The organism is Singulisphaera photorubra (genome assembly GCF_045290345.1).
In the GTDB taxonomy this organism is placed as follows: domain Bacteria; phylum Planctomycetota; class Planctomycetia; order Isosphaerales; family Isosphaeraceae; genus Singulisphaera.
The window spans coordinates 1,001,737-1,027,566 of record NZ_CP155447.1 but is presented as its reverse complement, the minus strand read 5'-3'; the positions used below and the strand labels follow the sequence as shown (position 1 = coordinate 1,027,566).

Annotated in this window: 12 protein-coding genes and 1 CRISPR repeat array (1 of these 13 only partly in view); of the genes, 5 read left to right on the top strand and 7 right to left on the bottom strand. The window is 63.8% G+C overall.

What is annotated here, in order from left to right:
- Positions 1-287: 287 nt before the first annotated feature.
- Positions 288-1,412: a tagatose 1,6-diphosphate aldolase gene (locus tag V5E97_RS03845; RefSeq protein WP_406697963.1), complete on the top strand. Its 1,125-nt coding sequence runs from the start codon at positions 288-290 to the stop codon at positions 1,410-1,412.
- A gap of 127 nt (positions 1,413-1,539) precedes the next feature.
- On the opposite strand, the gene V5E97_RS03840 is transcribed toward V5E97_RS03845, so the two are convergent.
- The 3 genes from V5E97_RS03840 to V5E97_RS03830 all read right to left on the bottom strand — a co-directional run bounded on the left by V5E97_RS03840 (position 1,540) and on the right by V5E97_RS03830 (position 6,912).
- Positions 1,540-5,280: a hypothetical protein gene (locus V5E97_RS03840; RefSeq protein WP_406697962.1), complete on the bottom strand. Its 3,741-nt coding sequence runs from the start codon at positions 5,278-5,280 to the stop codon at positions 1,540-1,542.
- Between the two features lie 64 nt (positions 5,281-5,344).
- Positions 5,345-5,893: a KdsC family phosphatase gene (locus tag V5E97_RS03835; protein ID WP_406697961.1), complete on the bottom strand. Its 549-nt coding sequence runs from the start codon at positions 5,891-5,893 to the stop codon at positions 5,345-5,347.
- Positions 5,890-6,912, bottom strand: coding sequence for a KpsF/GutQ family sugar-phosphate isomerase (locus V5E97_RS03830; RefSeq protein ID WP_406697960.1), 1,023 nt, complete (start codon positions 6,910-6,912; stop codon positions 5,890-5,892). Before V5E97_RS03830 ends, V5E97_RS03835 begins: the two co-directional genes overlap by 4 nt.
- 489 nt (positions 6,913-7,401) lie before the next feature.
- Between V5E97_RS03830 and V5E97_RS03825 the strand changes: the two genes are divergently transcribed.
- Positions 7,402-9,651 carry a spermine/spermidine synthase domain-containing protein gene (locus tag V5E97_RS03825; RefSeq protein ID WP_406697958.1) on the top strand — a complete coding sequence of 750 codons (2,250 nt, stop codon included), beginning with the start codon at positions 7,402-7,404 and terminating at the stop codon, positions 9,649-9,651.
- Between the two features lie 281 nt (positions 9,652-9,932).
- Here V5E97_RS03825 and V5E97_RS03820 read toward each other — a convergent pair whose 3' ends face one another.
- Together V5E97_RS03820 and V5E97_RS03815 are read right to left on the bottom strand one after the other, a co-directional pair.
- On the bottom strand, positions 9,933-10,964 hold the full coding sequence (locus V5E97_RS03820; protein WP_406697957.1) for a DUF1559 family PulG-like putative transporter: 1,032 nt from the start codon (positions 10,962-10,964) through the stop codon (positions 9,933-9,935).
- A gap of 135 nt (positions 10,965-11,099) precedes the next feature.
- On the bottom strand, positions 11,100-11,567 hold the full coding sequence (locus tag V5E97_RS03815; protein ID WP_406697956.1) for a transthyretin-like family protein: 468 nt from the start codon (positions 11,565-11,567) through the stop codon (positions 11,100-11,102).
- A 642-nt stretch (positions 11,568-12,209) separates the two neighbouring features.
- Here V5E97_RS03815 and V5E97_RS03810 point away from each other — a divergent pair.
- From V5E97_RS03810 to V5E97_RS03800, 3 genes are all read left to right on the top strand, one after another.
- Positions 12,210-13,166 carry a LysR family transcriptional regulator gene (locus tag V5E97_RS03810; protein WP_406697955.1) on the top strand — a complete coding sequence of 319 codons (957 nt, stop codon included), beginning with the start codon at positions 12,210-12,212 and terminating at the stop codon, positions 13,164-13,166.
- A gap of 213 nt (positions 13,167-13,379) precedes the next feature.
- Positions 13,380-15,113: an amidohydrolase gene (locus V5E97_RS03805; protein WP_406697954.1), complete on the top strand. Its 1,734-nt coding sequence runs from the start codon at positions 13,380-13,382 to the stop codon at positions 15,111-15,113.
- Between the two features lie 80 nt (positions 15,114-15,193).
- Entirely contained in the window at positions 15,194-16,579 is a 1,386-nt protein-coding gene (locus V5E97_RS03800) for a carbon-nitrogen hydrolase family protein (protein ID WP_406697953.1), read from the top strand.
- A gap of 24 nt (positions 16,580-16,603) precedes the next feature.
- Here V5E97_RS03800 and V5E97_RS03795 read toward each other — a convergent pair whose 3' ends face one another.
- Both V5E97_RS03795 and V5E97_RS03790 read right to left on the bottom strand, forming a co-directional pair.
- Positions 16,604-20,443 (bottom strand): PAS domain S-box protein, encoded by a 3,840-nt coding sequence (locus V5E97_RS03795; protein ID WP_406697952.1) that lies wholly within the window; start codon positions 20,441-20,443, stop codon positions 16,604-16,606.
- Positions 20,443-21,504, bottom strand: a complete 1,062-nt coding sequence (locus V5E97_RS03790) for a cobalamin-independent methionine synthase II family protein (RefSeq protein WP_406697950.1) — start codon at positions 21,502-21,504, stop codon at positions 20,443-20,445. Before V5E97_RS03790 ends, V5E97_RS03795 begins: the two co-directional genes overlap by 1 nt.
- Before the next feature lie 550 nt (positions 21,505-22,054).
- Positions 22,055-25,830: a CRISPR direct-repeat array (repeat unit 36 nt; unit sequence GTGCTCAACGCCTTTCGGCATCACAGAGGTGGGCAC) (it continues 442 nt past the right edge of the window).

Here is a 25,830-nt window from a genome sequence, read left to right as displayed (position 1 = left end):
TGGGTGGGACGACCAAAATGAGCCACCGAACGCCGGGCTCTCCCCCCTTTGTCTGAGAGTCAGAAAGAGAATGTCCGCTTGTGGGGTGGGTCTGGCCCACCAGGGCTTCGTCCTCGCCTTGTCGTTCATTGGGGAGAGTGAGCCGTGTCCCCCCTCCGAAAGCTTCGGACACGCTGGCGGAGTCTGCGATTCTGACTCGTGATGGCGGCACGCAAAACCCTTTTTGGCTTGATGTCCAAGTCTTTCTGGATCAATTCCTCGCATTAGAACTGGGAGAGTTTCCTCTGATGGCTGACGCCACCAACAACCGCCACTTGAGCGCCACTGTACTTTTGAGCAAGGGGTTGACCCCCGGCAAGCTTCGCGGGCTTCAGCGAATCAGCAACCCGAACGGGACGCTGACGATGCTGGCACTCGACCAGAACAGCTCGATGATCGAGATGGCTCAGAAAGCGTTGAAGGGGAAGGGACAGGATCGCGAGCCCACCTACGAAGAGGTCGTCGAGGCGAAGCTCGACCTGGCCCGGCAGATGTCGCCGGCCGCCTCGGGCGTGCTGATCGACGCGTACTACGGTGCCTTCTCGGCGATCGCCACCGAGTCGATCCCCGCGCACAAGGGCATGCTGGTCCGGGTCGAGAAGTCGGGCAGCCCGAAGAACAAGTTCGGCGGCCCGATGGGCGAGTACGAGGCGGGCTTGAGCGTCGAGAAGATCAAGCTCATGGGGGCCGACGCCGTCAAACTGCTCGCTCCGTTTGAGCCGAGCGAGGTGATCTCGGCCGAGCATAACCTCGCCTTCATCGAGCAGGTTGCCGACGACTGCCGTCGCCACGATATCCTCTTCCTGCTCGAACCGGTCGCCTTCCAGATCAACGGCGAAAAGAAGACGGACAAGAGCTTCCTCGACCGTAAGGCCGAGACGACCATCGAGTCGGCCCGGCAGCTCAGCCGGTACTGCGACGTCTACAAGGCCGAGTTCCCCGGCACCCTCGGTCACGGCTCCGACAGCCAACTGACGGATAACCTGCACGCCCTCTCCGAGGCGAGCGAGCGCCCCTGGGTGCTCCTGTCGGCGGGCGTCGACTATCCTGACTACCTCAAGCAGGTCAAGATGGCGATGGAGTGCGGTTGCTCGGGCGTGCTCGGGGGCCGTGCGTTCTGGAAGGAATACTTCCTCCAGGACGGTGACGCCGCCCGAAGCCAGTTCGCGGCCACGATCGGCCTCAAGCGGGTTGCCGACGTGGACGCGGTCGTCCGCGAGCACGGCACCCCTTGGTTCGCCAAGTACGGCTGGAGCAAGGACGACCTTGCGGCGATCCGGGCGAGCGAAGGCTGGCACTTCCGCTACGCGTCGCATGCCAAGGCGGCCGGTGGCACCGGCGGCCACGTCGTCCGTGCCGGCGAAGTCTATTGATTCCAAGGGCTCGGAACGAGCCCTATTGCTAAGCTGAATCACAAAGGCCCTTCCCTCCAGCATCTGGAGGGAAGGGCCTTTCTCGTTTCGCCGTGAAACCAACCCAAGGGCCATGGAGACCGGCCGCTCAGCGCCCGGTCATTCCCTTCCGCTCGGTTTGGCTGGGAACCGGGATCTTGAGTCCGGGGCCGATCCGCGGCGTCTTCGGCTTCTTGGTTTTGGCCTCGCCCGCGGGGCCTGGCCGGATGCCGGACTTGGCCTCAACGAACTGCATCGCGCTCATGGGCCTGATCATTTCCGACTCACCCGTAAGGCGGTTGTACTTGATCGCCTGGCTGAGGCCGCTCGACGCCGGCTGCCCGATCGAGTCCTGCCGGAGCACGGCCACCGGACGGCCCTCTTCGGCGTAAGCGTAGAACAGGCCTTTCTGCGAGTCGTAGGTGATCACGTCGGCCTTGATCGTTTCGTTGCGGGTCTTGGCCTGGGCCTCGTTGATGGCGATGAGGTTGTTCCTGGCCGCGCTTGCCTTACCGGGGATCGGGGTGCTGCTCACATTCAACTGCTGCGAGTTCAGCAAGACGAAGTCGTCGGGGGGACGGTCGAAGTCAACCTGAGTGTTTTCAGTGGGGACCGTGGCGTTGATGGTTTGCACGTCACCCATGAAGCTTGCCCAACGCACCTCGGTCGTGTCGTTGTCCTTGCCACCCACATAGCGCCCGGTCATCTCGGTGTCGAAGCTGATCACGGTCACCTTCAACGGGAGAAGGGCCTGCCTGGCCCGTCCGGGGGCGAGTCCCGCCGTGACCGTGGCCGGGGGAATCTGGCTGATGTTGTGGCCGATGACGGGCGGGGTCCGTCGGATCGGGGGCGTGGTGGATGGGTTGCCCGTGGGCTTGATGGGGCGTCGGGACGCCGTGCTCGGCTCCGTCGGACCTCCCAGCGGGTTGTCGGATTTATCCTCGCGGTTCCAGAGCGAGACCTTGCCCTGCCCTGGCACGTGGAAGTTGCCGGTGACTTTGTCGTAGGTCACACGGGCGCCTTCGATCCGCTGCTTCTGGAGCAAGACACGCGTGTCCGGATCGAGCTTCCGACTCTCGACCACGACGTTCTTGAAGCAGTCGAGCAGGGAGATCTGCGGCCTCGGTTGAGGCTCATCACCTGGGGCGGCCTCGTTCGATGCTCCCTTGGGCCTGGCGAGTGAGACCTGCCGATCCATGTAGACGTCCAGACGTTCCTGGCAGGCGAGCTGGGAGTCCTCCATGACCGCGCGGACGTCGTCGAAGAACTGAACGAGGGCCACGGGAGTCCCGCGGAGGACCACGTTCTCGGGCCGTCCGACGAACGTCATGCTCGACTTCCACGAGATCATCAAGGGACGCTTGTTCGCGTCGTCGCTGGCCTTGTTCTTGGCTTGCCCCTTGCCTTCGGCGTCCGCGTTCGGCTTGGCATTGTCGTTGGCGTCCGGTGCGCCTTCGTCGAGTCCCTTGTCGGTCAGCAGACCGCGAGGGGCCATCTGGGTGAGCGTGCCCGGGCCGACGACCCAGGCGTGGTCCTTGGCCTGGTCCAGCCCGATCCGCGGCCCGGTGATGGTCATTTCCTCGGTGGCGACCCGGGCATGGGGCGTCATCGCGATCTCGGTCGGGGTAGCCTTGTCCAGCTCGATGAGGTTTTGGACGACGAACTTCATCTTGCCGTTGCCCTGGTTCACGACGTCAAGGGCCTCGCCGGTCACGTCAGTCCCTTGCGTCTTGCCGACTTCGGGACCTTGGTGGAAGACGACCCCGCCACGGAGCTGGACCGAATTCAGTTCGCCTCGGAACGCCTCGGGGCCGTTGGGGGCGGCCGTCTGAGTGGGATTGGTGTCCGGAGTCGTCTTGATTTTGGCCCAGACACGATCGGCCGTGACGGTCACCTCGGGCTCGGCCGGCTTCGGCTTGGGCGCGGGCTTCTCCTCCGTTCCGGGGGGAACCGGAGCAGGGACAGGAGCCGGAGTGGCCTTCGCCTTCCCGGACGCGGCACCGTTGTTGGTCGGTTTGCTCGGATCGCTGGCGGCCGGGGCTGGAGACTCGAAGACGGCGTCGAGCTCATTGCGGGCGGTCATCACCTTGCCCGGCGAGATCAGGTGCACGTTCCCCAAGGCTTTCAGTTTCTCGATCTGGAACGACTCGGACGTGGCGCCCGGGGCGGCGGACTTGCCTGGTTTGGAGGCCGAGGCCGGGACCACTCCCGCGTCGAGCTTCGGCTTGGGTGTGAGCCAGACGATGATCTGTTTTTCGGCGTCGAGACTGGCCTGCTTCACGTCGATGAATTCGGGTCGACCGGTGAGGGTCACCTTTTTGGTCGGCCGATTGTTCACGTCGAACTCTGTCAGCATGACCAGGTGATCTTGCCAGATCGCCTTGCGCTCAACCGGCTTGTCGCGGCTCGGACGGGTCTCGAGGATGCCGGGGCCGCGAGCCACGATCGTGGCGTTTTCGCTCCCCTTGCCGTCTTCGAAGATCGTCGCGTCGATCGTCCTGATCGTGGTGACCGACCGGACTTTCCCCTTCTCGGGGCCATCCGCGTTGGTTTCGACCTTCTCCACCCAGAGCTTGGTCCTGCTGTCACCCCGGAGGTAAGTCTCATCGGCCCGCTCGGGCGAGAGTTTCTTGTGGATCAACTCATTGCAGCGTGCCGTGATCCCCTGCCCGGGTGACTGGAGCCAGACGGCATGCCCGGTCGCCAGGGCTTCGCGCAACGTCATCTCGGTGCCCGCGCCGGTGGCGGATGGGGCGGGTTCGGCGGTCTCGTCCGGTTCGGGGGAGCCGGCTGCCTTTGGTTTGGGAACCGGCGACGCCTTGGGCTTCGACACCATCGTCAGACGGAGCGCGTCGCAGTCGAGCTGGTCGGGCTTGGGGCCGGACTGGCCCGCGGGGATGGGCCTGCCGCGCATCACGACGACGTCGCGAGTGAAGTAGATCAGGGTCGGCAACGGAAGCGCGGGGGGACCCACCTCGACGGCTTTCCTCGCCTTCGGCAACTCGACCCGCATCTCACCGGCGCAGCGGACGTCGAGCGGAGTGCGTTCCTCCGCTTGCGGTTGCGTTCCGGCGGGCCCTGGCTCGGCCTTGCCGGGAAGGATCCCCGAGCGGCCCACGTCATTGAGGGAGATATGGACGTTCTTTCGCAGGTAGGCCGTTTTCGCGTCGAAGCCGCCGGCAGTGCTGGTGGTCGGGACGTTCTCGTCCTTCGGGCGGAGCTGGATCAAGAGGTCGAAACCGGTGATCCGCATGTCGCGATCCTGGATCACCACGTCGGAGACGCTCTTGATTTGCAGGCTGGGCTCGTCGAACTCGACGTAGGGCATCGGGCCGATGACCAGGTCGTCGATGGTCGAATGGGGCGTCCCCTTGTCGTCGCGGAGCTGAACGTTCCCCTCCATCCGAGCGTGGACCACCTTCATGGGCGTGCCCGCGGATCGCTTCACGCCCAACGCCTGGTCGAGGTCAACGATCGCCTCGTTGCTGGTCGCCGTCTTGAGGGCCTGGCTATTGCGCGACTTCATCACGATCGCGAACCGCCGCAATCGCAACTGTTTGCCTTCGTTGAGCCGTTCGTACTGCTCGGCATACATCCAGTAGCCGCGCTCGTGATTGTAGTACCGGACCGGCAGCGCCGGGTTGGCGCTCCAGTGCTTGGGGCCGAATGCCCGCTCCGCCGTCCGGGTGGCCTCTTGCTGAGTCGTCGACTCCCGGCGCTGCCAGGGAACCGACCGCTGGGTCGTCGGACCGACCCCCGCGGCGACGATCGCGAAAATCCGGACGTAGCCAGCGTAGGCCGCCAGCAACACGCCGAACGTCGTCACGACCTGAAGTGTTTTCTTGAACACAGCAATATCCGTTGTTCGGAACGACCGATCGGCAGAACGGGCGTCTCGCGACCGCCCCATCGCGTCAGGCCGGTACCTGGTAGCGGGCCACGAGCCCGTCCCAGACCCCCTGGTGTTTCAAGATAACTTCGACGATCTCGCGGATCGCTCCCCGTCCTCCGTGCAATTGCGTCACGAAGTGGGCAGCCTCGCGGACCTCGACGGCGGCGTCTGCGGGGCAGGCGGCCAGGCCCACCGCCCGCAGCACGGGCAGGTCAGGCAGGTCGTCGCCCACGTAGCAAACTTGTTCGGCCTTGAGGCCCAGCTCGGCGATCAACTTACGGAACGGTTTCCCCTTTTGGGACGCCCCTTGAATCACCGGCGCGATTCCGAGTTCAGCGGCGCGGCGGCTGACGGCGGGGGCCCATCGGCCTGACAGGATGGCGGCGCGCTTGCCCGCCTTGTGCCAGAGGTCGAAGGCGCTTCCGTCGCGGACGTGGAAGTGCTTGGTCTCGACCCCTCGGTCGTCGATCGCGATGACGCCGTCGGTGAGCACACCGTCGACGTCGACCAGGAGCAGTTCGACCGGTCCGCAACGCGCGGCCAGGTCGAGGGAGGGCTGCATACCGTTCATTCCTCCAGCTCGGCGGGGACCAGGTCGATCACGTCGGTCAGGTCGATCAAGCCGACGAGGCATCCGGCTCGATCGACGACGGGCAGTTCGCTGATCTTCCGTGCTTTGAGCGCTTCGACCGCATCGGCGATCGTTGCCCCAACCTCGATTTTGACCGGGTTGGCCGTCATGACCTCGCCGATCGGCCGGTCGAGCTCGGTCTCGCGCCGTTTCTCGAACAGTCGCGCCAGGTCACTGTCGGTGAAGATCCCAAGCAACTTCTGGTCCGCTCCCTCGACCAGGATCGCTCCCGAGCGACGTCTCGGTCCGGCGAGGCGGACGAAGACCGCGCGGACGGTTTCGTCGGGCCGAGCGCGACGGATCTGCTCGCCGGTCCGCATCACTTCCTCGACCCGGCAAAGTTTCCGGCCCAGGCTTCCCCCGGGGTGGTAGAGCGCGAAGTCCTCGGCTCGGAAGTCGCGCATCTTGCTGACCAGGAGCGCCAGGGCGTCTCCCACGGCCATGAGTGCGGTGGTGCTGGCCGAGGGGGCCAGGCCGAGCGGGCAGGCTTCCTGGACGGGACCCAAGGCGATGCAGAGGTCGGCCGCCTGGCCAAGCGAACTGGCCACCCCTTCGGTGATCGCGACCAGGTGCGCTCCCAGCCGCCGAACGGCTGGGACCAGCCGAAGCAACTCGTATGTTTCGCCGCTCTGCGAGAGGGCGATCACGATGTCGCCGGCCCGGATCCGACCGAGGTCGCCGTGGACCGCTTCCGCCGGGTGGAGCGGAAAGGCACGCGTGCCCGTCGAGGCCAACGTGGCCGCCAGCTTCTGACCGACCAGGCCCGCCTTGCCCATTCCCGTGACGATCACGCTTCCGGGGCAGCGATAGACCAGGTCGGCCGCCCTCGTGATCGAGGCACCGAGCCGGTCACGCACTCGCTCCAACGCATGGGCTTCCACGCGGAGGACTTCACGCGCAAACGCAAGCCCTTCAGCTTCAGTCATTTGGGTCAGGGACGCATCCGTGATCATGGCCATCGTTGGGCCTCCTTGCCCCGCGTCAACTGACGCCACACCTGACGGCACCGGCCTACGGATTTTAGGGGATCGCACCATAGCCCATCCCCCCCGTCGCGTCAACGCAGGCCCTGGGAACTTCCCGACCCCACGCCCGTGGGATCAAATCGCCCCATTATAGTTTCTCGGCAATCCCTGACTGGGAAGTTTGGGGGAACCGGGGGATTGACGCTTGATTGTTCCGGAAAGTCCTGATGGGCCAGCCGGAGCAGGAAGCCTCGCCCCCTTCCTCGGGTTACGAACGGCGCTCTTTCGAGCGTGTGACTTGCCACGCCCTACGAATCGGAGGAAACCGGGTCAACTCTTGACCCGGGACACCTTCGCGAAGACGATCATTGCAGAGTAAGCCCGGTCACTTTGACAACAGAGAGTTTGAAGATCGCCCATCGATCGGTCCCATCTTGAGGACGGGAGCCAACCGATCGGGGCGAGGATGGATTTCGAGGTTTCATGCCAAGCGACATGTCCGAGTTGGCCGCGTCGGGAACTGGAAATGGCCCCTCCCCCTGGAACGTCCGGCGCGCCTACGCGGAGCTGTTCCTGATTAGTTTCGTCATCCTCTTTTTTGAACTGGCATGCATTCGCTGGTTTGGCAGCACGGTGGTCTTCCTCACCTTCTTCACGAACCTCGTGCTCATGGCCTGCTTCCTCGGGATGAGCGTGGGCTGCCTCGCCGCCTCGCGAAAGCGCGACATGGTCAACGCGGTGATCCCGCTGATGCTGCTGGCGGTCGGCCTGTCCTATGCCGTGCTCTGGGGCTACAACACGTTTGGCCAGGTGACGATCGACGTCGGCGGCCAGGAGTCGCCGCAGCAGGTCTTCTTCGGCACCGAGTCGCGTCCCAAGGACCCGTCGCAGTTCGTGATCCCGATCGAAGCCGTCGCCGCTGTCTTCTTCGTCCTGATCACCCTCGCCTTCGTGGGACTCGGCCAGGCCATGGGCCGTCGGTTCAACGCGATCCCGAACCGTGTGCTCGCCTACTCGGCCGACATCGTCGGCAGTCTCACCGGCATCGTCGCCTTTGGCGCGGTGTCCTATGCCCGGCTTCCCCCATTATTCTGGTTTGCCGTGGCGGCCGGACTCTGCCTTGTCTTCGTCACCCGCCATCGCCGGTTGCAGGCCGTGGCCTACGTCTCCCTGCTTTCGCTCGTGGGCGGGATGGCCTTCCTGACCGATACCTGGGCGGAGACCACCTGGTCCCCTTACTACAAGGTTCAGTACGAGAAGAACTCCCGTTATATTTTCGTGAACAATATCATGCACCAGGGGATGCTCCGGGTGCGTGGGGCGGGGTCGGCCTATGCGTTGCCGTACTTGCTCGATCGCGATGCGGGGGGGCCGCCGTTCGAGGATGTGCTGGTCATCGGCGCGGGGTCGGGCAATGACGTTCAGGCGGCGCTCATGCATGGCGCCAAGCACGTCGACGCCGTGGAAATCGACCCGAGGATCAACGAGATCGGCCGTGAGTCGCACCCGGACCGGCCGTACAAGGATCCGAGAGTCTCGATCCATCTCGATGACGGACGGAGCTTTCTTCACAAGACCGAACGTAAATACGACCTGGTCGTCTACGCGCTCCTGGACTCACTCTCGTTGCACTCGGGGTATTCGAGCCTTCGCCTGGAGAGTTTCCTGTTCACCGAGCAGGCGTTCCGCGACATCAAGGCGCGGTTGAAGCCGGGCGGCGTGTTTGCGATGTATAACTTCTACCGCCAAGGATGGGTGGTCGGCCGGCTCGAGCGGATGGCCGAGAAGGTTTTCGGCGCCAAGCCCTTGGTCTTCTCGCTCCCCTATAAGGAAAAGATCACTCCGGGCGATTCGCAAGGGATGCACATCACTTTTCTCCTGGCCGAGAACCCGCCGACGACCGTCCTGGATAAGGTGCGCCAGGCGTTTCGGGAGAAGCGTTTCTTTTGGTCGCACCGGGCTCCCGGGTACAACGAGTCGATCAACGCCTACGCGCCGGAGCCCCCGGTCTCTTACGGGACGAGTCGCGACGACTGGCAGCAGATCGGGCCGACCGAGGTGGAGGCCCGGCAGGACGACCAGCTTCCGAGCGATGACTGGCCGTTCCTCTACCTCCGTTCCCCGGTCATCCCCGGGCTCAACCTGCGCGGGATGTTGATCGTGGCCGTGCTGTCGCTTGCCATTCTCGGACTGTTTGCCCCGGTGCGCACGGTCCGGCCCAACGGTCAGATGTTCTTCCTGGGCGCGGGGTTCATGCTGCTGGAGACCAAGGGGGTCGTCCACATGGCGCTCTTGTTCGGCTCAACCTGGGTTGTCAATTCGATCGTCTTCTTCTCGATCCTGGTGATGATCCTGGCGAGCAACCTCGTGGTGCTTGCCCTGAAGCCGCGGAGGCTCTGGCCCGCCTACACCCTTTTGGTCGCCGCCCTCCTGGTGAACGCCCTCGTTCCGGTCCAGTACTTCCTGACTCTGCCGGACAACGTCCGGATCGTCGTCTCCTGCGGGGTCGTCTTCGTGCCGATCTTCTTCGCGGGCATGATCTTCGCCACCTCGTTCCGCGACAGCACCCGGCCCGACGTCGACTTCGGCTCCAACATCGGCGGCGCCATCCTCGGCGGCCTCTGCGAGAACCTCTCCCTGGTCGTCGGCTTCAACAATCTTCTCCTTGTGGCGGTCGCCTTCTACCTCCTTTCGGCCTGGCTCAGGCCGAGAGCTCCGATCGGCTCGAACTGAGGCAAGTCCCATCCCGGAGGATCGTGTTCTGATCCATTAGGATGAGTTTGTCGAGAAGTGAAAGAGAGCTGATCTTGTTGGGTGGACTTTGGTGGTCGCGATGAGTCTAAGGGGAGGCAGGCCACCTGGAGTTGCGGAGCGCACAGCAAAAAAAAGAAGAGGAGGCCATGACGAAGACTTTCGTCATGGCCTCCTGTCTTGTGGTTGGGCCGCCCGACCCGCATCACTTGATCGACGCCGCGCCTATCGAGAACGTGTGGGAATGCAGCGGCGATTGAGGATCAGAAGGCGTCGGAGCTGATCACCTCGCCCCCCTGGGTTGTGCTCAGGGCTCGCCAGGTGGCGAGGTTGACGGAGTTCTTGACGAACTTGACGCTTCCGTCGGCCATGACCGTATTCACGCCGCCGGGGTGTCGGCTCCGCGCTGCGTTCGTGATGTAGAGGACCGAGGGGGCCGCGATGCATGGTGGGTTGTTCGGGTAGGGGTAAACGCAGTAGCCTCCCGATTCCATCTGATCAGGGAGCGTGCTGTTGGGGGCCAGCCAGGATTCGAAGGTCGCGCCGCCGTACCACCAGGCGAACCCGCGGAGGTCGTATCTCGCATTGTACTGGCCGCCCGTCCCCTGCCCTTGGACCACCTCGGAAGCGAGCATCGTGTTACTCAGACCATCGGTGATGCTGCTCAGCTTGACGTCCACATACCCGCCGATCGGAGCGGCCAGCGTGATCGACACGAGAGTGGCTAACGGGGAGCCGATGTCGCTGAACGGGGCCCCGAGATAGGGGACGGTCGCCGATCCGGAGGTACCGGTCTGGTTCTGGAAGACGAAGAGGTTGCCGAAGTTGGCGGCGTAGTTGTGCGATGTGACTGGCCAGGAAGTCCTTCCGCCGATGTTGTAGGTCTGAACGATCGGCGCGTTGGGCGTGTCGGACGGGCATGTGAATGTGTTGAGGCGAGACGTCGACACGGTGATGTTGAAGACCGAACCGTAGGTGATGCCCGAGAACGCGTTCGTGTTGTTCCCCTGGAAATTCCATGCGTTGAAGAGGGCCTGCTGCTCGGTGTACGGCAGCACGAAGACCATCCAGGTCCCCCAGATGCTCCCTTTGATGCCTGGGGGGAGAACTTCCATCGTCGACTCGTAGTTCATGCAGGCAAGGCCGATCTGCTTCAAGTTGTTGACGCATTGGGCACGCCGGGCCGCTTCGCGAGCGGACTGCACGGCGGGGAGCAGAAGCGCGATCAGAACGGCGATGATGGCGATCACGACCAGGAGCTCGATCAGCGTGAAGCCTCGACGTCGAAGGTGCATCGTTTGCGTCTCCTCTTTTTTTGCCATGGGGGCGATAAGTGGGATGACCGATAAGTGGGATGACGGGGAATCTGGCATCGTCGCGACGACGATGGACGATGAATGAACCTTCTCCTCAGCCAAAGCAGAAAGAACTCATTTTTGCAGGTCAAACGCATAAGTGTTCGGCCCGCCCGACTTCACTTCGGCGGTCAGTTTTGTCTCGATGTTGTAACGCGTGGGAATCATCCCCCTCAGCGACGCGAGGGATTTCCTGGCGCGAGGCATGGGGGCCGTTGGGGACGATTCCTCTGCGCTTCCTGAAGACGCCGTGCCCGCCGCGGCGTAGATCGCGACGGAGTAGTTTCCGGGAACCGGTCCCTCGGTTCGAGGAATCTCGAAGTGTCCATCGGTCACGGTGCCCCCGGACGCGACCCCCTCCTTCTGGCTGGCGGGTTGGAGCTGGATTGTCCCATCCTTGAGCGGTTGACCGTCGAAGGTCACCGTCCCTGAGATCGGCTCGCGTGGCCGATCGTCCACCGCATCGCTGCCGCATCCTCCCGTCAGAAGCAACGTCGCGGCAAGCTTTCCGAACAAACGCTGAAAACTCCGGCAGGTTCCCATTCGCAACTCCTCTTCGAATTGGGTTTCATGGGCATAAGATATGGGAGTCGACGTATTCCAAGCCGCGAGGATCGTGCAACTGCGCGAGCGCTCGGTTCGCTTCGCCGTCGTTGTCGTCCGCTACGGACGTGGCGGCCCGGCGGATGGCGCGACGTGCGTGATCCTTATGACAGGAAATCAGTGTGTGTTGAATTCAGCGACGGTCGCGTCGGGAAATCGAAGCTCAGCGAGCCCGAAACCGCGGCGAGACCGTTTTTGCCTGACTCTTCGGACGGTGCCTTGGCATGTGTTCCGCCTTCCCAAAGTGGTTGGCCGGGGGATGCAACGATGACTCGGAGTGTTGTCCGGAGGCTTATGCAGAAATTCTCAAGCTCGCGATGCTATCCATCAAAGAGGTTATGAGGCTCAAGCGGCATCGAAGGTGCGAACGCGGTTGATCCCGTCTTGAGGACGTCGAGGAGGACGTCCGAATGGCAGCGAAAAGGTTTGAGTGACTTCGCGGCCCGCCGTTGGAGAGGTTTCGATCCCGAGAAGCCCTCAGGATCAAACGAATAATATCTCTCCCCGGTCACAAGAGCTATAGTCGATTGATGAGCAATTTTCTGATACGAGGTGTAAAAGATCCTGACATGAGGTGCTTCCATGCCCCTGCCGACGTCTCAGCGGCACGCCTACAAGGAAATCACCCTCCCGCAGATTCGCTGTTTCTGCGACTCGGTGCGGCTGGGGAGTTTCAAGGCGGCCGCCAAATCCCTGGGGCTCTCGCACCCGACGGTCTTGAGCCAGGTTCACTCCCTGGAGCACCATCTGGGCGCGAAACTGCTGGAAACCCATGCACGCGGGTGTCGCCCGACGGCCGAGGGCCGGCTGCTCGCGGTGATGGTCGCCCCGCTCGTGGCTGGATTCAACTCGCTGGAGCATACGTTTCAGGAGGTCCGTGGCAAGGAAGTCCAGCGCCTGATCGTGGCCACCACGCCGCGGATTATTGTCGACGACCTGCCGAACTGCGTCGTCGCGTTCTCGAAGGCCTGGCCCAACGTTCAAGTCACCTTCGAGGAGATGCGGATGGAGGAGATCCCCGAGGCCGTCGAGACGGGGAAGGCGGACCTCGGTCTGACCACCACCAGCAGCCCCACTCCCGGAAACGCTTGGATCGCCTTTGAGCCGGCTTATGAACTGGAGGTGGTCCTGGTCACGCCCAAGGATCATCCGCTCGCCCGCCGCCGCAAGGTGAGTGCCCGTGATCTTTCCGAGTATCCCCTGGTCAACGCTTCACCGGGAATTCTCGATCCCGCGGTCAGTATTGCCTTGAAGATGCTCAACGCCTTCCAGGCCGAGCCGCGCCGGGTGGAAGCGGCCAATGCGGCTGCCGTCCTCCGCTACGTGGAACTCGGGTTCGGAGTCGGCCTCACCTTGCGCGTGCCCTCGCACCTCGCCGATCCCAAATTCCACGAGCGCTCGCTGAGTCGCGAGCTTGGGCGGGTCAAGGTTCACCTGGTCTGGCGGAAAGGATCCCTCATGATGCCCCACGCTCGCGCCTTCGCCGATCTCGTGAAGGTTTTCCTCAACCGGAAATCATCGAAGCCCAAGCAAGCCTGATCCCATCGAGCAGGAGTGTCGCAGGGCGTCGGTTCTCCCTGATTCTGGAGCATTGAAAGTCGGAGGCGGGTCGAGGATGATTCGAAACGCTGCGGCTCGTTCGAGACGTCTGCGGGCGTCGGAGAACCGCGCGGGACGAAAGTGTTGCCCGAGAGCTCGACCGACGCAGTGAAGCAGAAATGCGGACCCCTCCTGCCCTTCGAGAACGCCCCCATGTGCACGCCACGCGCCGTCGCCTGGACCGCCTTCCTCGTCCTCTCCCTCCTCCTCCTCGACTCCGCGCGGTCCGAGGAGGCGGACTTGCTCCTCCATAATGGCAAGATCGTTACCGTCGACCCTGGCTTTTCGATCCGACAGGCCCTGGCGATCAAGGGGGACCGGCTGATCGGGGTCGGCGCCAACGACGAGGTCATGAAGCTTCGCGGCCCCGGTACCCGGGTCGTTGACCTCGGGGGCAAGATGGTCCTGCCCGGCCTGATCGACTCGCATACGCATCCGACCGGTGCCTGCATGATCGAGTTCGATCATCCCGTCCCCACGATGGAGACGGTCGGCGACGTTCTGGACTATATCCGGTCGCGGGCCGAGCATCTGGGCGAAGGCCAGTGGGTCGTGGTGCGTCAGGTCTTTATCACCCGGCTCAAAGAACAGCGCTATCCGACCCGAGCGGAACTCGACCAGGCCGCTCCGAAAAACCCGGTCCTGTTCTCGACCGGGCCCGACGCGTCGATCAACTCGCTGGCGATGACCCTCAGCGGAATTGATAAAAACTTCAAGCCCGATGGGCCGGGCAAGGTCGAGAAAGATCCGAAGACTGGTGAGCCGACCGGGATCCTGCGTAACCTGACCCGGTACGTCAAGACGTCCGCCACCGGGCGCAAGCCCACCACGGAAGACCAGGACCGCCATCTGATCGAGCTATTCAAGGATTACAATTCCGTCGGGATCACCGGCGTCATCGATCGCAACGCGAGCGGCTCGGCGCTCGATGAGTATCAGCGTCTGCTCGATGCGGGCACCTTGACCGTCCGGATGGGGGCCTCGCACGGGGTCGGGACCACGGGACCGTTGGAGAAGATCGGCGACGAGATCCGCAAGGTGGCCGCCCACCCGCTCCGCAAGGGGGGGCCGATGCTTCGCGTGATTGGAATCAAGATGTTCCTTGATGGCGGGATGCTCACCGGCAGCGCCTACATGCGACGGCCTTGGGGAGTGAGCCGGGCCTATGCGATCGACGACCCGGAGTATCGCGGCGTCCTGTTCATTCCGCCGGATCGGCTCGAGCCGATGGTCCGTGCGACGGTTGAGGCGGGCCTCCAGTTCACGGCCCACAGCGTGGGCGATGGTGCGGTGCATGCGCTGCTGGACGCCTATGAGGCGGTCAACAAGGTCACACCGGTCGCTCCGACCCGGCCTTGCATCACCCACTCCAACTTCATGAGTCGCGAGGCGATCGAGCAGGCGGCCCGGCTGGGGGTGTCGGTGGACATCCAGCCGGCCTGGCTCTATCTCGACACGCGGACCCTGGCCACCCAGTTCGGCGAGGAACGGCTCCGCTACTTTCAGCCCTTGCGCAGCCTGTTCGCGGCGGGGGTCACCGCCGGCGGCGGGTCGGATCACATGCAGAAGGTCGGCTCCTTGCGTTCGATCAACCCGTATAATCCGTTCCTGGGGATGTGGGTTGCGATCACGCGGCAGGCCAAGAACTATGAAGGTCGCCTCCACCCTGAAGAGGCTCTCACGCGTGAACAGGCGATCCAGTTCTACACGATCAACAACGCCAAACTCCTCTTTCTCGAAGATCGGGTCGGCTCGCTGGAAGTGGGTAAGCTCGCCGATTTCGCCGTCCTCGACCGCGACCTCCTGACCTGCCCCGAGAACGAAATCCGTGACGCCCGCGTCTTGTCAACCTACCTGAACGGCAAGCCTGTCTTCGAACAAAAGTAGCACGGCCGGCCCGGCCGTCATTCGAGTCTGTCATTCGAGCCTCACGGCCGGCCCGGCCGGACGACTGGGAGTCAGCAGTGATGAGAGCTTTCCCGAACCGTCTCCCTTGGTTGGCGCTCTTCCTGGCCGGAGCCGGAAGCGCAGTCTCTCTGGCCGATGGGGCCGAGCCCGTCGGACTGGCTGCGCCCAGCGGTTGGAGCACGCAGTCACCGCGCGCGGAGCTTCAGCCTCGGTTCACCTACCTGCCCGAAGGGGGCCCGAGTCATCGCGGCAGCTTCGTGATCGAGGCCGACGCTCGCGAAGGCTTGATCGGGTGGTGGCAGAAGACGTTCCCGGTCCAGGGAGGGCGGGTCTACAAGTTCTCCGCGAAGCGCAAGGCGGATCGGATCGAGACCCCGCGTCAGGCGGCCGTTCCGCGGATCCTCTGGCAGGACGCTCGGGGCCACTCCGTGCTTCGCGATAAACCGTCCGTCGCCTCCTACCACCCGGGCGGTCGCCCGGTCGCCGAGCCCGAGTATCCCGCCGATCAGGGGGAACCCGACGCGCAGGGCTGGACCACCGTCAGTACCGTCTACCACGTGCCGGCGGATGCCGCGCAAGCCCTTGTGGAACTGACCTACCAGTGGGCGCCAGGAGGGCGGGTCGAATGGTCGGAGGTTGCGCTCGAAGAGACGACACCTCCGCCGTCGCGCCTGGTCCGGCTGGCGACGGTCCACCTGAAGCCGGAGAAGGGATCCACGAATCAGGAAAAGTGTGAGCAGTTTGCCGCGCCGATCGCGGAGGCCGCCGGCAAACGGGCCGACCTGGTCGTGCTTCCCGAGACCTTGACCTACTACGGCCGGCCTGGTTCCTCCTACGCCGACTGCGCCGAGCCGATTCCAGGTCCGTCCACCGCGTATTTCGGCCGACTCGCCAAGCAGCACGACCTCTACATCGTGGCCGGCCTGCTCGAACGGGACAAGCACCTGGTCTACAACGTGGCCGTCCTGATCGGCCCCGACGGCGCGATCGTCGGCAAGTACCGCAAGGTCACGCTGCCTCGAGGGGAGGTCACCGGCGGGATCACGCCGGGCCACGAGTACCCGGTCTTCACGACCCGTTTCGGCCGGGTCGGTATGATGATCTGCTACGACGGCTTCTTCCCTGAGGTTGCCCGCGCCCTGAGCAACCGAGGCGCCGAGGTGATCGCCTGGCCCGTCTGGGGCTGCAACCCCCTCCTTGCCGCCGCCCGCGCCTGCGAGAACCACGTCTATCTCGTCAGCAGTACCTTCACCGACGCGAGCGCCGACTGGACCATCTCCGCCATCTACAGCCATGATGGCCGCCCTCTGGCACAGGCCTCGGAATGGGGGACGATCGCCCTGACCGAAGTCGACCTCGACGCGCCTTTATACTGGCACAGCCTGGGCGACTTCAAAGCCCAACTCCCCCGCCATCGCGCCCCAACCCCGTCCGACGCCAAGTAGCATGGCCGGCCCACGGGAATTGTCTCATCGCGTTTTGTCTTTGTCGGCCAGCTTCGCCAGGAGCGTTTCCAGGTCGGGGAGATCGACGGGCTTGACCAGGTGTCCGTCGCATCCCGCCTCCTTCGACTGGAGCCGGTCAATGTCCTGGCCCCAGCCGGTCAGTGCGATGATGACCGTGTGCTTGCCCCAGGGTTGCTGTCGGATGTGGCGGGTGGCCTCGTAGCCGTTGAGGCCCGGCATGCCGACATCCATCAAGACGACCTCGGGGCGGAACTTCTCGGCGGTCGCCACCGCCTCGTTGCCGTCGTAGGCCGTCTGGACTTCGTTTCCAAGGAGCTTGAGCAGTCTGGCCATCGTTCGGGCCGAGTCCTGGTTGTCATCCACCACAAGCATCCGTCTGCGGCGGTCCTGGGCCGACGATCGGTCGTCCCCGTTGGAGGCGGCGAATGCTTGGCGATGAACCGATTCCAGGGGCCTTTCGAGGGCCGGTGCTGTTTCCAGCACCGGGAGACGGACGGTGAAGGTGCTGCCCATGCCCTGGCCGCCGCTCTCGGCCGTCACGGTGCCTCCGTGCATCTCCACCAGGCCTTTCACGAGCGCGAGCCCGATCCCGAGCCCGCCGGTCGCTCGCTCGATGCTCCGATCCACCTGCGAGAACATGTCGAAGATCCGGGGCAAGTCGTCCGGGGGGACGCCGATCCCGTTGTCGCGGACGGAGATGACGGCCATGTCGTCGAGCCGCTCGGCGGCGAGCCAGATTCGCCCGCCACGCTTGGTGTACTTGGCGCTATTGGTGAGCAGGTTCGAGAGGACCTGGGCGAGCCGGGTCAGGTCGGCGTCGAGGAACACAGGGACGGTGGGGAGCGAGACCTGCAGTTGATGCCCGGCCTCCTCGATCGCCGGGCGGGCGGTCTCCATGGCGTTGCCGATGACCTCGGCGAGCGAGACCCGGGCGCGGCGAAGCTCCATCTTGTTCCGGCTGATCCGCGAGACGTCGAGCAGGTCGTCGATGAGCCGGACCATGTGCCCGAGTTGCCGGTCCATCATCCCGCGGGCCTGCTCGATGGCGGTGGAATCGCCCTTCGCGAGCCGCATGATTTGCAGGCCGTTGCGGACCGGGGCCAGCGGGTTCCTGAGCTCGTGGCCGAGCATCGCGATGAAGTCGTCCTTCTTCCGATCGGCGTCCTGCAACTCCCTCACCAGCCGCAGCCGTTCATAGGCGACCGTGACGTAATGAGTGAGCGTTCGGAGGAACTCTCGCTCGTCCTCGTCGAACTGGCCCCTGGTTTTGCTGGCGAAGGACAAGGTGCCGAGCCACCGCCCATCGGCCAGGAGCGGGTTGCCGGCATACGCCCGGAGGCCGCACGACTTCACGAGGCCGGTCGTTGTCGGGTCGTCGGGCCATAACGGGGTGTTGGCCATCACCAGGATTGGGCGCGAGGGGTCGGCCGTCGCGCTGAGGCCCTGCTCGATCTCGCGCCTGGCGATCGCGATCGCCATCTCCTCGGGGATCCCGACGCAGGACTCCAGCCGAAGCGCGTCCCCGGCCTCGGCGACCATGGTGTTGAAGTAGGTATCGAGTTCCAGGTGGGGAGCGATTTTGGCGAACAGGTCCTCAAGCATGGTGCCCGGCTCTTCAGTGGTCAGGAGCACCGCCGCCGCTTCCCAGAGCAGGCGGAGCCGCAACGACTGTTTTTTGAGGTCCTCTTCGGCCCGTTTCTGCCCGGTCGCATCCCGAAAAACCTTGCCGAACCCGCGGAGTTCCCCGGCCGGACCGCGGAGGCCGACCATGACGCCGTCGGCGAAGAACCGGGAGCCATCCTTCTTCAAGTGCCAGCGCTTATCCTCGGCCCGCCCGACCTGGGCGGCCTTGGCCATCTCGAGTTCCGGCACCCCCGCGGCCCGATCCTCGGGGGTGAAGATGACGCTCGTCGACTTGCCGAACATCTCCTCGGCCCGCCAGCCGGTAATCTGCTCGGCCCCCCCTTGCCATTCGAGCGCCTGGCCCTCGGGGTCCGTGATGAGGATGGCGTAATCGGTCGCGTTGCCGAGAAAGAGCTGGAGCCGCTCGTCCCGCTGCCGGAGTGCCGCCTCGGCCCGTTTGCGCTCGATGGCGATCGCCGCGGTCCGGGTCATAATGCCAAGGAGCTCGAGATCGCCGGGGGCCGGACTCCGGGGGCGAGTGAAGTAAACGGCAAATGAGCCGAGGAGCTCGTCGCCGCTGGAGACGATCGGGAATGACCAGCAGGCTCGCAAGCCATGGACGAGGGCCAGCTTCGCGTAATCCGCCCACAACGGGTCGGTGGCGATGTCGGTGACGTAGACCGGCTCGCCCCGAAAGGCCGCCGTTCCGCACGACCCGACCATCGGGCCGATCGCGATTCCATCGACCGCGCGGTTGAACGACTCCGGCAGGCTCGGAGCCGCCCCGTGACAGAGATGCCGGCCGTCCGGGGTGAGTTGCAGAATCGAGGCGAATGCCGGCTCCTCAGACTGCCCTTCGACCGTCCGGCAAAGGGCGTTGAGGACTTCGGGGAGGTCCGCCCCCTTGGCCATGAGCTCGAGGACCTGCTTCTGGCCCTCCAACAGCGCCTCGGTGCGTTTCCGGGCCGTGATGTCGCGGGCCACCTTTGAGACGGCGATAACCCGGCCCTCGTCGTCGTAGATCGGGGAGATCGTCACCGAGATATCGATCAGACGCCCCTGCTTCGTCACCCGGACCGTCTCGAAGTGCTCGACCCGCTCGCCGCGGCGGAGCCGTTCCAGAATGAACGTCTCCTCATCCCGTCGGTTCCCGGGAATGATCAAGGTGATCGGCGAGCCGACGGCCTCCTGCGCGGTGTAACCGAAGACCCGTTCCGCCCCCGAGTTCCAGGAAAGGATCCGGCCGAAGAGGTCCTTACTGACGATCGCGTCCTCGGACGACTCGACGATGGCCGCCAATCGCGCCCTGGTTTCTTCGTCCCGCTTGCGCGCCGTGACGTCTCGAAAAACAAGGACCGCCCCCACCATGGCCCCGGATCCGTCCCGCATGGGGGCGGCGCTGTCGTCGATGGGCCGCGTCGAACCGTCCTTGGCGATGAGGATGGTGTGGTTCGCCAGCCCCACCACAGTCCCTTCCCGCAAGGCGCGGAGCGCCGGGTTCTCGACCGGCTGACCGCTCCGTTCGTTGACGATCCGGAATACGTCCGACAGCGGCAGCCCGATCGCGTCGGCCTGGCTCCACCCGGTCAGGGTCTCGGCCACGCGGTTGAGGAACGTCACTCGCCCCCAGCCGTCGGTGGCGATGACGGCGTCTCCGATGCTCGACAAGGTGACCCGGAGCCACTCGGATTGCTTCTGCAGCGCCTCTTCCGTCCGTCGCCGCTCGGTGATGTCGCGAAAGCTCCAGACCCGGCCCACGTTCCGGTTGTCGACGAACTGGAGCTGCGAAGAACGCTCGAACACGCGCCCGTCGGCCAGCTCCAGCAGGTCGTGGCTTTCTGGTGGCGAGGTCGCCTCAATGGCATCAAGCCGGGCCAGGAACGGCTGCGAATCCTTGAATTGTTGCGCCGACAGCTCCAGCAAGGGGCGATGCTCGCCCAGGGCGATGACCTCACGGGGGATCCGCCACATCGCGACGTACGTCTCGTTGAAGCTTGTGACCCTGCCGTCGCCGTCGGTCACGAGGATCCCGTCGGTGGTCGACTCCAGCGTCGCGCGCATCATGGCGAGCGAACGAGCGAGCTCCTCCGTCTTCCGCTCCAAGGCTTCATTCGCCCGGATCAGGTCCTCCTCGGCGCGCTGGCGGGCGAGGTGGATGGCATTGGCATTTTGCCAGGCCACCGAACGGAGCAACTGATCCTCGTCCTCGTCGGCCGCCATCAACCAACCCCAATCACTTTCGACGCGAGTGCAGTGCCAAGGACGCGAGCTCGGATCTTTTCGAAGGCCGTCTCACGGCTCGTCGAAGTGTCGTCACAAAACGGGGAGAATCCACAGTCGTCGGTCGTCCCCAACTGCTCGATCGGAATGACCTCGGCCGCCTCGAGGATCCGGTCCCGGATCTCCTCCGGCGTCTCGATGCGTGGGTCGATCGGCGAGACGACTCCGATAAAGACGCGCTGATCCGGCTTGAGATGGCGGCGGATGATTTTGAGCACTCGAGCCCGATCCGGTTCACCCGCCAGCGCCACGTAGAAATTTCCCGCCCGCAACTCGAACAGGCTGGGGAGCAACTCCGCATAATCGACGTCCCCGCTATGGGTCGAGTCGATGTCGCTGCCCGGGCAGGTATGCACCCCGATCCGCCTGCGATCGTCGGCCGAGAAGCGGGACAAGGCAATATTGTTCAGGTCGATAAAGCTATGCAAGAGCGCCCCGGTGGGGTCGATCTTGACCGCCAGCCGCCCTTCGGTGAAGTCGATCTGGACCTTGTGCGCCCCCTGCCGCAGGCAACTGCGGACCTCCGTCTCGTGCTCGAGTAAGAGGTCATGGATGAACTCATCGCGGGAGTACCCGGGAATCTCGTCGGGCGGGTACATGAGACTCATGGCCGACGGGGAGATGACCGCCTGTTTCACCGGCACGTGCGCATACTGCTGAGCGGTGGCCAGAAAGCTGTCGGCCCGTCTTTTATAGCGAAAGGGTCCGGCCGTGAGCCGTGGCATCCGTCGCGTATGGCCGGCCGAGAACGGGATCTTGAATCCGTCGGGCGCGATGTTGTGCAGCCCGTGCACGCAGTAGGTCCAAAAGTTGTGGTATTTCCTCTGCTCGCCGTCGCTGATCACGGGCGAGCCCGTGGCCTCGAACCGCTCGATCGTGTCGCGGATCGCCTCTTCATAGAGTGGGTCCAGCCGGGGATCCTCGGCGTCCCCCGCCGCGATCGCCTCGAGCAGCCTGAGTGGCCTCGGAATACTCCCAATCGGTTCGGTCGGGATCATCATGACCGTAGCTCGTTCCTGAAATTCTGGGCAGCCGTGTGCGACGCGGCTTGTGGAAAACCGAGCCCGTCTCGCTGGCCACTGACCTCGTCCGAGTAGCCCAATCTCCTCGTTCCCCTCCCGGGGGATCCAATCCGCATCGTTCCTCATTCCAAATGTGAGGCCAATTCAGCTCGCACTTGCCACAAAGCCCCCCCCTGCCTGCCGCGGTCGATCGAACTCCAGTCGCGCGCCGTTGGGCGAGAGTCTCATCGAGAGCGCTCTCTCTTCTCGACCCCAGGGATGAAATTGATTCTACCAGCTTGCCCACCAAGTGGTGAGTTCTCGTCGGCCGATCGAGCGTCGGAATCCGCCAGCCGTCACGAGGTTGAACCAGAGCGGTGTTCCCCTTGCTCACAGTGGGAAACCTGGTGCTCAACGCCTTTCGGCATCACAGAGGTGGCGCTTCGGCCCCCTCGGGCCTGGACCACACACCGGAATTGTGCTCGACGCTTTCAGCATCACAGAGGTGGGCACACCCGAATGAATCCTGCGAAATTGACGGCGGGATCGGGTGCTCAACGCCTTTCGGCATCACAGAGGTGGGCACATCTCAGGCCGGCCGGCCTGGGGCTTGGGTTCGTCTTGTGCTCAACGCCTTTCGGCATCACAGAGGTGGGCACAACAACGCATGGGTGACCACTTATTCCGAGAGGATGTGCTCAACGCCTTTCGGCATCACAGAGGTGGGCACACGTCCGTTCGAGGGATGCGTGGTTCGCGGTGATGAATGCTCAACGCCTTTCGGCATCACAGAGGTGGGCACGGGCCGGGCGGCCGCGATCAATTCCAAGAGGCTCGTGTGCTCAACGCCTTTCGGCATCACAGAGGTGGGCACGGGCCGGGCGGCCGCGATCAATTCCAAGAGGCTCGTGTGCTCAACGCCTTTCGGCATCACAGAGGTGGGCACGACGAAAGCCGAGGCGAAGTCGGCCGGCCTGCGTTGGTGCTCAACGCCTTTCGGCATCACAGAGGTGGGCACAGTCGTCCCCCCGCTCGACGTCAAATGGGATCGGGGTGCTCAACGCCTTTCGGCATCACAGAGGTGGGCACCCGGTCGACTCATCTTTCTTAGTCCGGCCCGGCAGCAGTGCTCAACGCCTTTCGGCATCACAGAGGTGGGCACCAGGGGACGCTCAGCCGTTGAATTCGCCGTTCAACAGTGCTCAACGCCTTTCGGCATCACAGAGGTGGGCACAGGTCGCAGACGGCAAGATCAAGCGGCTGATGGTGTTGTGCTCAACGCCTTTCGGCATCACAGAGGTGGGCACTGCCTTGCTGCCCCGTCCCAGTGCCCCCGCTGTAGTGCTCAACGCCTTTCGGCATCACAGAGGTGGGCACGATCGAGTGGCCCGAAGGGAGTGATGACGCGATCGAGTGCTCAACGCCTTTCGGCATCACAGAGGTGGGCACGCCATTGCTGCCTCCCGAGACTCGGCCGACGTAGGTGTGCTCAACGCCTTTCGGCATCACAGAGGTGGGCACAATCTCTTGCTCTGCTCGACGCCCTGGGGCGATTGGTGCTCAACGCCTTTCGGCATCACAGAGGTGGGCACTCCTCGACCATGTCGTTGGTCAGGCTGGCCGATGCGTGCTCAACGCCTTTCGGCATCACAGAGGTGGGCACCATTCTTTGGCACGCCGACCAGAGTAGGGGCCGACGTGCTCAACGCCTTTCGGCATCACAGAGGTGGGCACAAGGGTCACTCATCATCGATCCTCCAGACGACCAATGATGTGCTCAACGCCTTTCGGCATCACAGAGGTGGGCACCGGATCAACCATCACGATCGCGCTTCCCAAGGATTGAGTGCTCAACGCCTTTCGGCATCACAGAGGTGGGCACGGTGGCACCTGGTCTGTCACCGAGGCCGGCTGCCGGTGCTCAACGCCTTTCGGCATCACAGAGGTGGGCACGCATTGACTCGACAGAAGATCGATGAACGAGATTCGTTGTGCTCAACGCCTTTCGGCATCACAGAGGTGGGCACACAAGGTTCTCAGTAGGTTTAACCAGCGCCTAAACCTGGGTGTGCTCAACGCCTTTCGGCATCACAGAGGTGGGCACCAAGAGACTTGCTTACGGTCCGATCGCGACTTACACGTGCTCAACGCCTTTCGGCATCACAGAGGTGGGCACACCATCGCGGCGAAGTGGTCGCCACCGAATCGAGCTAGTGCTCAACGCCTTTCGGCATCACAGAGGTGGGCACCCGACAACATTGGACGAGTCGTTGAAAATGACTCCGTGCTCAACGCCTTTCGGCATCACAGAGGTGGGCACGGGCGATGGGAATTGCGGGTGTCGCGGTCAATCTGCTGTGCTCAACGCCTTTCGGCATCACAGAGGTGGGCACGACGAGATCCCCTGGGACATTGACGCTGATCAGATCGAGTGCTCAACGCCTTTCGGCATCACAGAGGTGGGCACATCGAATGGCCGAGCTCATGAAGGATCACCCCGAAGAGGTGCTCAACGCCTTTCGGCATCACAGAGGTGGGCACGACCAGCTTCCTGGGCCACCTGGACCCGTTACTGTGGTGCTCAACGCCTTTCGGCATCACAGAGGTGGGCACACTTCGACCTGGGATTACGTGATCGAGGGGTTCCGTGCTCAACGCCTTTCGGCATCACAGAGGTGGGCACATTCCTCGATCTTGTCCTGGATGAACGCGGGAAAGAGTGCTCAACGCCTTTCGGCATCACAGAGGTGGGCACCACTCTGACTGCTGCCCAGCATGCTTCGAGGCGGGCGTGCTCAACGCCTTTCGGCATCACAGAGGTGGGCACGCTGGTGTCGAGCTGGTCGAGGCTCACCCCGAGTACGTGCTCAACGCCTTTCGGCATCACAGAGGTGGGCACGGGACGGGGGCCGATTGGTTGGGGTCAACTCGGTAGTGCTCAACGCCTTTCGGCATCACAGAGGTGGGCACCAAAGCCGGGCAGTCGAGCAAGAGCGAAAGAGGAAGTGCTCAACGCCTTTCGGCATCACAGAGGTGGGCACTCTTCAAACGGGTGCTGGGGGTCTTCCGGATAGTCGTGCTCAACGCCTTTCGGCATCACAGAGGTGGGCACTGGAGCCGCCAATACCTATGCGAATGCGGGTGGACGGTGCTCAACGCCTTTCGGCATCACAGAGGTGGGCACAAGAAAATCTGCGAATTCTGTAAACACCAGTGTTGACACGGTGCTCAACGCCTTTCGGCATCACAGAGGTGGGCACAGGGAGCGGCGGGCGCCGCTCCTGTGGGCTTGCGTGAGTGCTCAACGCATTTCGGCATCACAGAGGTGGGCACGAATCGTTCAAGCGTGATTCGTTCTATCAGAACAAGTGCTCAACGCCTTTCGGCATCACAGAGGTGGGCACGATGGGGGACGCGTTCGGCTACCCTAAAGCCCAGTTGTGCTCAACGCCTTTCGGCATCACAGAGGTGGGCACTCGCTCGGCTCGATCGGGTCTCCCGTCTCTGGGTGTGCTCAACGCCTTTCGGCATCACAGAGGTGGGCACTCAGGCGGTGAGGGCAGGCTCCACGGCAACTACTCGTGCTCAACGCCTTTCGGCATCACAGAGGTGGGCACTTGAACATGCTCGTCGTGCCTTGAACGCGACCCCGGTGCTCAACGCCTTTCGGCATCACAGAGGTGGGCACTCACGAAAGCCGAGCGGGCGGCCGGCTTCTACGTGTGCTCAACGCCTTTCGGCATCACAGAGGTGGGCACCTCAGGATCTCGGCCGCGCCGTTGATCCGATCGTGTGCTCAACGCCTTTCGGCATCACAGAGGTGGGCACCAAAGCGCGGTTCTGATCGACTCGTGCACGACGAAGTGCTCAACGCCTTTCGGCATCACAGAGGTGGGCACTCGGGCGGTTTGGCTGCTTCGATGGCGGCAGCCAAGCGTGCTCAACGCCTTTCGGCATCACAGAGGTGGGCACTAGCCTGAGGTGACCCTGATAAAGCGTGCAGGCAAGTGCTCAACGCCTTTCGGCATCACAGAGGTGGGCACGAGAGAGATCCCGAGTCGTGGACAAACGGGGTCGCCATGTGCTCAACGCCTTTCGGCATCACAGAGGTGGGCACTCGCGACGAAGCCGAGTAGTGTCTGAGAGTACAGTTGTGCTCAACGCCTTTCGGCATCACAGAGGTGGGCACTGAGGCTGGGCGAGAAGTCGTCTTCGCCGTCCTCGTCGTGTGCTCAACGCCTTTCGGCATCACAGAGGTGGGCACAACGCGGCGGTCGGCAGGGGCCCAACCGCCGCGTGGTGTGCTCAACGCCTTTCGGCATCACA